Source organism: Prauserella sediminis, assembly GCF_014195435.1.
GTDB classification, from domain to species: domain Bacteria; phylum Actinomycetota; class Actinomycetes; order Mycobacteriales; family Pseudonocardiaceae; genus Prauserella; species Prauserella salsuginis.
In genome coordinates this window covers 3,433,047-3,444,681 of the sequence record NZ_JACIBS010000001.1, presented here as the reverse complement: position 1 = coordinate 3,444,681, position 11,635 = coordinate 3,433,047, and the positions used below count along the sequence as shown (strand labels likewise).

General features: G+C 69.3%; 11 protein-coding genes. 7 read left to right on the top strand and 4 right to left on the bottom strand.

The window, feature by feature from the left end:
* The first annotated feature begins 4 nt into the window (after positions 1–4).
* Positions 5–1,015, top strand: coding sequence for a zinc-dependent alcohol dehydrogenase (locus tag FB384_RS15665; RefSeq protein ID WP_183783823.1), 1,011 nt, complete (start codon positions 5–7; stop codon positions 1,013–1,015).
* Positions 1,016–1,025: 10 nt separating this feature from the next.
* A complete protein-coding gene (locus FB384_RS15660) occupies positions 1,026–2,387 on the top strand; it encodes an MFS transporter (RefSeq protein WP_183783822.1) in 1,362 nt (453 codons plus the stop codon).
* A 64-nt stretch (positions 2,388–2,451) separates the two neighbouring features.
* Here FB384_RS15660 and FB384_RS15655 read toward each other — a convergent pair whose 3' ends face one another.
* From FB384_RS15655 to FB384_RS15640, 4 genes are read right to left on the bottom strand one after another with little or no spacing between them, the layout of a single operon-like run.
* Positions 2,452–3,222: an SDR family NAD(P)-dependent oxidoreductase gene (locus tag FB384_RS15655; RefSeq protein WP_323985246.1), complete on the bottom strand. Its 771-nt coding sequence runs from the start codon at positions 3,220–3,222 to the stop codon at positions 2,452–2,454.
* 8 nt (positions 3,223–3,230) lie between these two features.
* Positions 3,231–4,625 carry a TRAP transporter large permease gene (locus tag FB384_RS15650; protein WP_183783820.1) on the bottom strand — a complete coding sequence of 465 codons (1,395 nt, stop codon included), beginning with the start codon at positions 4,623–4,625 and terminating at the stop codon, positions 3,231–3,233.
* Positions 4,622–5,134, bottom strand: a complete 513-nt coding sequence (locus FB384_RS15645) for a TRAP transporter small permease (RefSeq protein ID WP_183783818.1) — start codon at positions 5,132–5,134, stop codon at positions 4,622–4,624. Before FB384_RS15645 ends, FB384_RS15650 begins: the two co-directional genes overlap by 4 nt.
* A 3-nt stretch (positions 5,135–5,137) precedes the next feature.
* Positions 5,138–6,145 carry a DctP family TRAP transporter solute-binding subunit gene (locus FB384_RS15640; RefSeq protein ID WP_183783816.1) on the bottom strand — a complete coding sequence of 336 codons (1,008 nt, stop codon included), beginning with the start codon at positions 6,143–6,145 and terminating at the stop codon, positions 5,138–5,140.
* Positions 6,146–6,276: 131 nt separating this feature from the next.
* On the opposite strand from FB384_RS15640, the gene FB384_RS15635 reads away from it, so the two are divergent.
* The 5 genes from FB384_RS15635 to FB384_RS15615 are packed head-to-tail and all read left to right on the top strand — an operon-like array spanning position 6,277 to position 11,633.
* A complete protein-coding gene (locus FB384_RS15635; RefSeq protein WP_183783814.1) occupies positions 6,277–7,203 on the top strand; it encodes an IclR family transcriptional regulator in 927 nt (308 codons plus the stop codon).
* Positions 7,200–8,372, top strand: coding sequence for an acetyl-CoA acetyltransferase (locus FB384_RS15630; RefSeq protein ID WP_183783812.1), 1,173 nt, complete (start codon positions 7,200–7,202; stop codon positions 8,370–8,372). Before FB384_RS15635 ends, FB384_RS15630 begins: the two co-directional genes overlap by 4 nt.
* Entirely contained in the window at positions 8,369–9,922 is a 1,554-nt protein-coding gene (locus tag FB384_RS15625; RefSeq protein ID WP_183783810.1) for an acyl-CoA synthetase, read from the top strand. Before FB384_RS15630 ends, FB384_RS15625 begins: the two co-directional genes overlap by 4 nt.
* Entirely contained in the window at positions 9,919–10,830 is a 912-nt protein-coding gene (locus FB384_RS15620; protein ID WP_183783808.1) for a PCC domain-containing protein, read from the top strand. Before FB384_RS15625 ends, FB384_RS15620 begins: the two co-directional genes overlap by 4 nt.
* Positions 10,827–11,633, top strand: a complete 807-nt coding sequence (locus FB384_RS15615; protein ID WP_183783806.1) for an SDR family NAD(P)-dependent oxidoreductase — start codon at positions 10,827–10,829, stop codon at positions 11,631–11,633. The genes FB384_RS15620 and FB384_RS15615 overlap by 4 nt, the downstream gene beginning before the upstream one ends.
* The last annotated feature ends 2 nt before the right edge of the window (positions 11,634–11,635 follow it).

Genomic DNA, 11,635 nt, shown 5'->3' with positions numbered 1-11,635 from the left:
GGACATGGTGTTGGTCAAGGAGATCCGCTTCCCCGACGTCGGCGAGGTCGAAGTGGGCGAGGTCGCCGACAATCCTCGTCCCGGGCTGGGAGAAGCACTGGTGGCGCCCTCGTATGTCGGCATATGCGGCTCGGATCTGCACGTTTATGCCGGACGGCATCCGTTCGTCCGTCCTCCCGTGGTGACCGGGCACGAAAGCATCGGCGAAGTACTCGCGATCGGCGACGGCGTCACCGGGATCGACCGCGGCGAGCGGGTGCTGATCAATCCGCTGGTCCATTGCGGACAGTGTGCGGCGTGTGCGGCCGGTGCCCTCAACACGTGCGAGTCCGCGCGGGTTCTCGGGTTCAAACTGCCCGGCACGGCGCGCACCCGAACCGTCCAGGACGCGTCCCGCCTGCATCGCGTTCCCGACGCGGTGGCCACGGATGTCGCCTGCCTGGCCGAGCCACTGGCCACCGCAGTCCATGCGGTGGGCCGCACCCACGGGCCGCCGGCCCTGGAGAACGTGTTGGTGATCGGCGGCGGCTGCATCGGCCTGGCCGTACTGCTGGCCGCTCGCGCCCACGGTGCCGGCAGGATCACTCTCGTCGAACCCGTCGCGGCGAAACGTGACCTGGCTTCCCGACTGGGCGCCGACCGGGTGGTGGAACCCGAGCGCCTCGGCGAGCTCGCCGGATTCACGACGGCATTCGACTGCGTGGCCGGTGCGGACACGCTCCGCGCTGCCGTGGCCGGCACTCGCGGTGGCGGACGGGTCGTGGTCGTCGGCGTGCCGTCACGGACCGAGCTCGACCTGCCGTTGCCACGGATGCAGCGCTTCGAGGTCGACCTCGTCGGCAGCGGTATGTACCTGCCCGCCGACATCGACTCCGCGCTGTCGCTCATCGCCGACGGGGCCATCGACCCACGGCCCCTCATCTCCCGATGTTTCCCGCTCGCCGACGCCTCGTCCGCCTACCCGGCGGCGGCCGACCCGGACACCGTGAAGGTTCTCGTTCGACTCTCCGACTGAAGGAGCACACATGACCCCCGTCTCGCAGCGTGGCGAGCGGAAACGCATGCGCACCGTCGCCATCGCCAGTTTCATCGGCGCTCTCATGGAGTGGTACGACTTCTTCCTCTTCGGTACAGCCTCGGCGCTGGTGTTCGGCCCCGTGTTCTTCCCCGATGCGGAACCCACCGTCGGCACACTGGCCGCGTTCGCGACGTTCGGCGTCGGGTTCGTCGCACGCCCGCTCGGCGGTGTCGTGTTCGGACACTTCGGCGACCGGGTGGGACGCAAATCGATGCTCGTGATCACGCTGATGATCATGGGCGTCGGTACGTTCGCGATCGGATGTCTGCCCGACTACGAACAGATCGGCATCGCCGCTCCGATCCTGCTGGTCGTGTTCCGCCTCGCGCAGGGACTCGGGCTCGGGGGCGAGTACGCGGGCGCGGCCCTGATGACCATCGAACACGCACCCGAGGCCCGGCGCGGGTTCTGGGGCAGTCTCCCCCAGGCTGCCGCGTCCGGGGGCATCCTGTTGTCCACCGGCGCTTTCGCATTGGTCAGCCAACTGGACAGGGCGGAGCTGCTGTCCTGGGGTTGGCGGCTGCCGTTCCTCGTCAGCATCATGCTGCTCGGGGTCGGTCTGGTCATCCGGCTGAAGGTGAGCGAAAGTCCCGAGTTCGAGCGAACCGCGGCGGAACGGAAGCGGAACAACAGCGGCAAGCAGCCGATCCCGCTGTTGCAGGTGTTCCGCAAGCATCCCCGTAACCTGCTGCTCGCCTTCGGCGCTCGGCTCGGCGAGACGGTCACCTCGAACGCGATCAACGCCTTCGGTATCTACTACGTCTCGACCCACGTCGGCGTCGCGGAGTCGACGGCGCTGAACGGCATGCTGTTGGCCTCGGTCATCGGGCTGGTGACCGTGCCGATCATCGGAGCGCTGTCCGACCGGATCGGCAGACGCAGGATCTATCTCGCGGGCTCGGTGTTCGGCGTCGTGTTCGCCGTCCCGTTCTTCCTGATGCTCGACTCGGGGTCGATACCGATCATCACGCTCGCGTTCGTGATCGCATACGTGTTCGTACCGACCATGATGTTCGCCGTGCAGTCGACGTTCTTCTCGGAGCTGTTCGGTGCCGACGTCCGCTACACCGGACTGTCGCTGGCCTATCAGGTGTCGGCGATCGCGGGCGGGTACGTCCCTGCCGTCGCCACCTCCCTGCTGGTCGCGGGCGGTGGTGAACCGTGGCTGGTGGCCGCGGTGTTCGCAGTGGTGTGCCTGGTGACGACGGCCTGTGTGCTGCTGGTGGCACATCGCCCCGCGGGCGCCGCCGCCGACTCCGCCGCCGAGACCGCCGACCGGCCGGAGACGACCGGCGAGCGCATCTCCTAGCACCCGCGGCGACGGCCCGGCTGCTGCCCACGTCTCGGTGCGTGGCAGCGGCCGGGCCACGGTCTCAGCCGATGGCAGCACCGCCGCAGACCTTGAGCACCTGACCCGTCACGTATCCCGCGCCCGGTCCTGCCAGATAGCCCACGGCCGCGGCCACCTCCTCCGGCGTGCCCATACGTTTGATCACCTGGTCGTCCAGTGCGTAGGCGACGTCGGCGGTCAGCGCCGTCGCGATCGGGCCGGGAGCGACCGAATTACAGGTGATCCCGTCCTCGCCGAGCTCCTTGGCGAGCCACTTCGTCAACGCGATCACGCCGCCCTTCGACGCCGCGTACGCGGGACCGGACCGACCGCCGCCGGCACCTCCCGACCGCGGGCCGCCCATGATCCCGGAGATCGAGCTGACGTTGATGATCCGCCCGTCTCCCCGTGCCTTCATGTGGGGTTCGGCGGCGCGGCAGTACAGGAACATCCCGCGCAGGTTGGTGTCCAGGTCGCGGTACCACTCGTCGTCGGTGAGCGTGTCCAGGCCGTTCCTGCTGGCCGTGCCCGCGTTGTTGACCAGGACGTCGAGCGAACCGAGTTCGTCGACCGTGGCATCGACCGAGGCGCGCACGGCCTCCTCGTCACGCACATCCACTTTCCGGTACCGCACGTGCTGCTCCGGGAAGTCCGCGGCGAGAGACGTCACCTCGGCCGACTCGTCGGCCAGGTCGACGGCCACCACGTGCGCGCCCTGTCCCGCCAGGCCCCGTGCGACGGCCAGTCCGATACCGCGCGCTGCGCCGGTGACCAGGGCGACCCGGCCGGTGAGGTCGAACGGATTCACTTCCACGTTCCCTTCTAGAAGCCCAGCAGATCGGGAAGCCAGTTGGACAGCGCCGGTACGTACGCGACGAGCAGCAGCACGACCAGGCCGGCGGCGAAGAACGGCCGGATGCCCTTGACGACTTCGGCAAGCGGAACCTTCGCGATACCCGCGGCCACGAACAGGTTGACGCCGACCGGCGGGGTGACCAGCCCGAGCGCCAGGTTCACGACCATCATCACGCCGATGGTCGTCACGTCGACGCCCGCTTCGAGCAGCACCGGCGCGATGATCGGCACGAAGAGGTACAGCGCGGACACCGCGTCGATGAACGCGCCGACGATCAACAGCACCACGATGGCCATCAGCACGATCAGCACCGTGTTGCCGGTCAGCCCCAGCAGTGCTTCCGAGATGTTCTCCGCGATCTCGTTGACGGTGACCACGTAGGCGAACACCGAGGCCGAACCCACGATCAACATCACCACGGCCGACTGCGCCGAAGCGGTCACGAGGATGCGGTACAGCTGCCGTGGGCTGATCTCCCGGTATACGAACAGGCCGACCAGCAGCGCGTAGACCGCCGCGACCACGGCCGACTCGGTCGGTGTGACGATGCCGCCGTAGATGCCGCCGAGGATGATCAACGGGACCAGCAGACCCGGGATCGCCTTGCCGAAGGAGGCGGCGAACCCGTGCGACGCGATCACCTCGGCACCGTCGCCGGCAGCAGGCGCATCCGCGTCGCCGCCGCTGCGACCGCCGTTACCACCGCTGCCACCATTGCCGCCGCTGCCACCTGCGGCGCCCGCCGCGACCGTGACGGGTTGGGTCCGCGGCAGCAGCAGGCTGGCCACCACGAGCGCGGCGGCCAACAGGATGCCGGGCACGATGCCCGCCACGAACAGCCGCACGATCGACACACCGGCGTAATCGCTCACGACCACCGCGAAGATGATGAACGCGACGCTGGGCGGCACGATGATGCCCATCGAACCGGCACTGGCGAGCAGGGACGTCGCGTGCCGGGCTGCGTAACCCTGGCGGATCAGCGCCGGAATGAGGATCGACCCGATGGCCGCCACCGTGGCGGGGCCCGATCCCGAGATGGCCGAGAAGAAGAACGCGGCGATGATGACGACGATCGCCAAGCCGTGCTTGCGCCTGCCCACACAGGCGTGTGCGAAGTCCACGAGCCTGCGCGAGATACCGGCGTACTCCATGATCACGCCGGCGAGGATGAAGAACGGGATCGCCAGCAACGTCTCCGACGCGACGGAGGCGGTGAAGACGTTCGGCACGATCGACAGTTCCCCGAAACCGCCCATGGCCACCAGCGAGACGCAGGCCGCCACCCCGAGCGAGAACGCCACGGGAACACCCATCAGCAGCAACACGAAGAAGCTGCCGAACAGCACGAAACCGATCACCGGTCGGCCTCCTCACTCGGCTGAGAATCCACTGTGGACCTGCGGAAGCCGATCCGACTCGCCTGCAACGTGCGGTACACACCGAAGATCGCGCCCACTGGGAGAGCGGCGGTGAACAACCACTGCGGAACCCGGATCGACGGTGTCGCCCTGCCACTGCCGAGCTGAGCGATCGCCATGTCGATACCGAAGTACAGCAGTACGGCCAGGAACGTCAGGATGGCGATGGTGATCAGAACCGTCATGGCCTGCCGCACCACCCCGGTGGCCTTCTCGTGCAGTGCACTGAAGCCCAGGTGGGCGCCTTCCCTGAGCCCGATCACCGCGCCCATCATCACCATCCACACCGCGAGGTTCACGGTGAGTTCCGAGGTGAAGGCCAGTGAGGCGTTGAGGAAGTACCGGCTGATGACGTTGACGAACGCGACCACAGCCACCACCGCGAACGGGACGGCTGCCAGCACGTTCTCCGCGGCTGTGAGCACGCGTTCCGAAGTCGACTTCTGCATGGCTCAGCGCTCCGGGCTCACGGCGCGGACCATCGCGGGCCCCCACACCGGTTCGTAGGATTCGTACAGCGGCCGTACCGTCGCGCGGAAGCGGGCGAGCTGCGCATCGGTGAGCTCGGTCGTCTTCATCAGCTTCGACTGCTCGTCGATCTGCTGCTGTTCGAGCCCCCGGTTGGTCTCGATCTGGAAGGAGTTCGCGTCGGCCGCGGCCTTCTCCACGATCTTCCGGTCGGCGGGGCTCAGTGATCGGAACAGGTCCTGGTTCATCCCGAGGATCAGCGGGTCGTAGACGTAGTTCCACACCGTCAGATGCGGCTGCACCTCGGCGAGCCCGGCCGACGAGATGACGTCCATCGGGTTCTCCTGGCCCTCGATCGTGCCCTGCTGGAGCGAGGTGAACACCTCGGAGAAGTTCATCGTCGTCGGGTTGGCGCCGAGCCCGCGGAAGATGTCGGTGAACATGCCGATCCCCGGGATGCGCACCTTGATGCCGGCCAGGTCGGCGGGCTTGCTCACCGGGCGGACGTTGTTGGTCAGCTGCCGGAAGCCGCTCTCGCCGAACCCGAGCATCTTCACGCCGATCTCGGAGGACAGCTTCTCGTAGGCGGCGGTCGCACCGCCCTGCAGTGCGCGGTCGGCCTCGTCGTAATCGCGGTACAGGAACGGGGCGTTGATCGCGCCGAACCGCGGGTCGATGCCCGCGTAGATGATCGTGGAGTTGTAGGAGAAGTCCTTGTCGCCGTTCATCAGCTGTTCGACCCCGGCAGCAGGATCGCCCGCCGACAGCTGTTCGCCGGTGAAGATCCGGAGTTTCATCCGGCCACCGGACTCGCGTGACAGGGTTTCGGCGAACCTCTCCGCCGCTTGATACCAGGTGGAGGACTCGCCGACCGTGACGGTCATGTCCCAGGTGTAGACCGGTCTGTCCGGTGTGGCCGTCACCGAGCCGCATGCACCGAGCACCAGGCAGGCCAGCAGCGCGACGGCGCCCCGAAGGCGCTTCGACATCATTGTCCGTTTCTCCTCGTCCGCCCCGGAAGGGCACACCGATATTGAGAGAAGCCGATCAGCGATGTCAATGCACATTCGCGATCCATGGTCCACAATATGGACCATTGCGGTCCGGCTCGAATCGACCCATCATGGCTGATGTGAGCGCCGATGCCGACGCGCCGCGACCCGCCGCGCCCCCTCCTGAGCTTGGAAAAGCAGCACGTAGGTCCGCATCATGGACCATCGCTCACACCGCCGACGACGGCGCCGACCGGCCGTCCGGATCGCAGAGCATCCAGCGGGCACTCGTGCTGCTGAATCTCGTCGGTGTGCTGGCTCGTGACCGCCCGGACGGCGCGTCACTCGCCGAGCTCACGCGCGTCAGCGGCCGCCCGAAGGCGAGTGTGCACCGGATCCTCGTCGCGCTGGTCGCCGAGGGATACGTCGAACAGGATCCCGACACGGCGTGCTACCGCCTCGGACTGCAGGCGGGTGTGCTCGGCGAACTGGCGGGCCACCGGGCCGACGACCTCGGCGAGGCGAGCACCGACAGCCTCATCCGGATCGCGGACTCCTCGACGGACACGACGTTCCTGACCGTGCGCCACGGCAGCTACGGCGTGTGCACGCGCAGACAGGAAGGTCCCGGTCCGATCCGCAACTACGCCCTGGCCGTCGGGGACCGGCACCCGCTGGGCATCGGCGCGGGCAGTCTCGCCATTCTCAGCGCACTGTCCGACGACGACGTCGAAGACGTGCTGGCCTCGACGGCCACGACCCGCGACCACTACCCCGGATTCGACGACGACACGCTGCACGACCTCGTGCACCGGTCCCGTCAGAACGGGTACGCGCTGAACGACGGCCGCGTCATCGCCGGGTCCTGGGCACTCGGCGTCGCGGTGCGCGACGCCGCCGACCGGCCGGTCGCCGCGCTGAGCGTCGCCAGTATCGCCGAACGCTTCGACGGCGCCCGGCGCGACGAACTCGCCGCACTGCTGCACGCGGAGGCACGGTCCATCCGTGCCGCACTGACCGATTCTCAGAAGTCCCGATCCGCGAGAGGACGATCATGACAACCACCCCCGCGATCATCGGCTGGGCGCATTCCCGGTTCGGCAAGGCGTCCGAACCGGACGTGGAAGCGCTGCTGGCCGGTGTCACCGGCGCCGCCCTCGACCACGCGGGCACCGAACCCGGAGACGTCGACGGGATCTTCGTCGGCGTGTTCAACGGCGGGTTCTCCCGGCAGGGTTTCGAAGCGGGCCTGGTCGGTGCGGGCAGGCCCGAGCTGGCGACCGTGCCCGCGGTGCACACCGAGAACGCCTGCGCGACCGGATCGTCGGCACTGTTCACGGCGCTGGACTTCGTGCAGTCGGGCCGCGGCCGGATCGCGCTGGTCGCCGGTGCGGAGAAGATGACGGCGGCCGAGCCCGAGGTCGTGGGCGACGCGCTGCTCACCGCCTCCTACCGCAAGGAGGAGGAGCAGGCGGGCAGTTTCGCGGGCGTGTTCGCCGGGATCGCCCGTGACTACTTCGAGCGATACGGCGACCATCGCGACACGCTCGCCCGCATCGCCGCGAAGAACCACCGCAACGGTGTCGGCAATCCGTACGCGCACCTGCGCAAGGACCTCGGCTTCGAGTTCTGCGCCGAGGCGTCGGACCGCAACCCGCTCGTGGCCGATCCGCTCCGCCGCACGGACTGCTCACTGGTCTCCGACGGCGCCGCCGCACTCGTCGTGGCCTCCCCGGACGTCGCCGCGAGCGCACCGCGCGCCGTGGGCTGGCGCGGCAGGGCCCACGCCAACGATCACCTGCCGCTGAGCCGCCGCGACGACGTGCTCGCCTTCGCGGGTGCGAAGTCGGCGTTCACCCGGGCCACGGCCGAGGCCGGTGCCGGACTGTCCGACCTGGACCTCATCGAGACGCACGACTGCTTCACCGTGGCCGAGCTGCTGCAGTACGAGGCGTTCGGCCTGGCCGAGCCGGGCAAGGGTGCCACCGTCATCGACTCCGGACGCACCGAACGCGACGGCGAGCTACCGGTGAACCCGTCGGGCGGGCTCAAGTCGAAGGGGCATCCCATCGGCGCAACCGGGGTGTCGCAACACATCATGGCCGCCCTTCAGCTGACCGGCGACGCAGGCGAGATGCAGGTCCCCGGAGCCGAACTCGCCGCGGTGTTCAACATGGGCGGCGTCGCGGTCGCCAACTACTGCTCGGTGCTGGAGCGAGTGCGATGACCCTGCGTGCCGTCAACCTGGCCCATCTGCTGACCGCAACGGCCACCCGGCTGTCCGGCCGCGACGCCGTCGTGTCCGGCTCGACGCGGCTGACGTGGCGGGACCTGGACACGCGTGCGTCCGCGGTCGCCGTCGAGCTGCGCCGCCGGGGCATCGGCCGTGGCGACGCGGTGCTCGTGCACTCGCCCAACCACGTCGAATTCATCGCGGCGATGTTCGGGGTGTGGCGCGCGGGCGCAGTGTTCGCCCCCGCCAACTTCCGCCTCACCCCGTCCGAGGTCGCCGGGCTGGCCGAACTGACCACGCCCGCTGCGCTCATCTGCCACACCGACTACGCCGACCATGCCGATGCCGTCGCCGCGGCCTCGGAGCTCACCGGCGGCACGCTGTGGATCGGCGCCGCGTCCGGTGCCGACGGTGCGATCGCCGGCCTGCCCATCCCGCAGGCCGGCGAACCGGACGAGCCCGTGTGGAACGGTGACCACGCCTGGTACTTCTTCACGTCCGGCACCAGTGGCAGACCCAAGGCCGTCGTGCTGACCCACGACCAGCTGGGCTTCGTCGTCAACAACCATCTCTGCGACCTGATGCCCGGCCTCGGCGCCGACGACGCGCAGATCGTGGTCGCGCCGCTGTCCCACGGCGCCGGGATCCACCTGCTGCCGCAGGTCGCACGGGGCGCGAAGACGGTGCTGCCCACGTCGACCCGGCTGGAGCCCGCGGAGGTCTGGCGGCTCGTCGAGGCCGAGCGGGTGACCAACGCCTTCACCGTGCCGACGATCCTCACGACGCTCGCCCAGGCGCCGGAGGCGGCCCACCACGACCTCGGCTCGCTGCGCTACGTGATCTATGCAGGCGCACCCATGTACCGCGCCGATCAGCAACGCGCCCGCGCGGTGCTCGGCGACGTGCTCGTGCAGTACTACGGACTGGGCGAGGTCACCGGCAACATCACGGTGCTACCACCGGACGAGCACGACCGCAGGCCGCCGGACGGCGTCGAGTACGGCACCTGTGGTCATCCGCGCACCGGAATGCAGGTCAGCATCCAGGACTCCGACGGTACGGAACTGGCCGCGGGAGAGCAGGGCGAGATCTGTGTGGCGGGCCCCGCGGTGTTCGCCGGCTACCTGCGCAACGACGAGGCCAACGCCGAGTCCTTCCGCGACGGATGGTTCCGCACCGGGGATCTCGGCATGGTCGACGACGAGGGATATGTCTACGTCACGGGCAGGGCTTCCGACATGTTCATCTCGGGCGGGTCCAATGTGTACCCACGGGAGATCGAAGAACGCCTGTTGCACCATCCGGCCGTGGCCGAGGCGGCGGTTGTGGGTGTACCGGACCCGAAATGGGGCGAGATCGGCGTGGCGGTCTGTGTCGCCGCCGACGGCACCATCGCCGACGACGAGGAGTTGCGGTCGTGGCTCGGGGACTCGCTCGCGCGGTACAAGATCCCGAAACGCTTCGTGTGGTGGGACGAGATCCCGAAGTCGGGATACGGCAAGGTGGTCAAACGCACCATCAAGCAGCGATTGGCGGAGTCGTGACCGCGCACCGGGCCGGGTTCCCACTGCAGCACCCCGGGCCCCGCTCGGCGGAGCGGATCGTGTCGGTGCCCACCGGCGTGACGGTCGTGCGGACGGAGCTGCCGCCCGGCGCGCGCGTCGCAGCGGAGCTGTGGCGGATCACCGAGTCCGCAGGTCACCGTGCGGCGTGCGTCGAACTGGCGCACGGCAGCTTCGGCACGCTGCGCTACGTGCACCCGGCCGTCGGCGCCGAGCGTCCCGCCTACTTCAGTGAGACCTACGAACCCGCCGGTCCGTGTTTCGTACTGGGCGGTTCCGCGACCGTGGGGAGCCGTGAGGGTTCGGGGTTCGCACACGTGCACGCCACCTGGCTCGACGAGCACGGACGTGTCCGCGGCGGCCATCTGCTGCCGGACACGACGGTCGGCGCGGTGCCGATCGAAGCGACGATGCGGTTGCTGCACGACGTCGCGTACGTCAGCGACACCTGCCCGGAGACGGCGATGCCCGCGTTCAGCCCGCACCCGCGCTGGGAGGCGGCGGCCACGCAGGCCGTCGCGGCGCGCATCCGCCCCGGCGAAGACCTGCACACCGCGGTCACGGACGTGGCGGCACGGGCGGGTTTCCGTTCCGCGGTGGTCCGCGCCAGCCTGGGCAGCACCGTCGGCGCGCGGCTGCGCACCGGTCCCGGCCGGATCGCGGAGGCAGACTGGCCCGCCACCGAGTTCACCTCGCTCACCGGCACCGTCGCCGACGGCGAGGCCGTGCTCACCGCGTCGCTCGTGGACCGCAACGGTGACGTGCACTCGGGCCTCGTACTGCCGGGGCAGAACCCGGTGGCGGTGACGTTCGAGCTGTACGTCGAGCGCGCCGATTCCGGTGCGATATCCCGCGACATCGACAACACCGCCGAGGAGGCGCCAGCATGACCGACACTCCACGACTTGCCGGCCGGACGGCACTCGTGTTCGGCGGCGGTGGCGGGCCGGACGGAGCGACCAACGGCCAGGCCGCCGCGATGACCTACGCCCGGCACGGGGCGTCGGTCGCCGTCGTGGACGTCAGCGCGGAGGCGGCGGACCACACCGTCGATGCGATCCGCGCCGAGGGCGGTTCGGCGACGGCGATCACCGCGGACGTCACCGACGCGGGCCAGGTCGCCGACGCCGTCGGCCGTGCGGCCGAGGCGTTCGGGCCTGCGGACATCCTGCACAACAACGTGGGTGTCACGGTGTTGGGCGGTCCGATGGAGCTGAGCCTGGAGGAATGGCGCCGCGCATTCGCGCTCAATGTGGACGGTGTGTTCCTGGCGTGCAAGCACGTGCTGCCGGCCATGCTGGACCGCGGCAGCGGGGCCATCGTCAACGTCTCGTCGCTCGCGGCGCTGCGCCACGTCGGTTACGAGTACCCGGCGTACATGTCGGCGAAGGCCGCGGTGAACCAGGCGACGGTGTCGCTGGCGCTGACGTACGCCGCCCGCGGTATCCGCGCCAACGCCGTGGCACCCGGTTTCATCGAGACGCCCCTCGTGCGCCAACAGCTGGCGTCGCAGGCGGGGTCGATCGACGAGCTCATGGCCGACCGCCACGCGGCGAGCCCCACGGGGCGGATGGGCACCCCGTGGGATGTCGCCAACGCGAGCCTGTTCCTGGCCTCCGACGAGGCCGCCTACGTCAACGGGGTGTGCCTGCCGGTCGACGGCGGCCTGGCCATGACCTGCGCACCCGGCTGAGC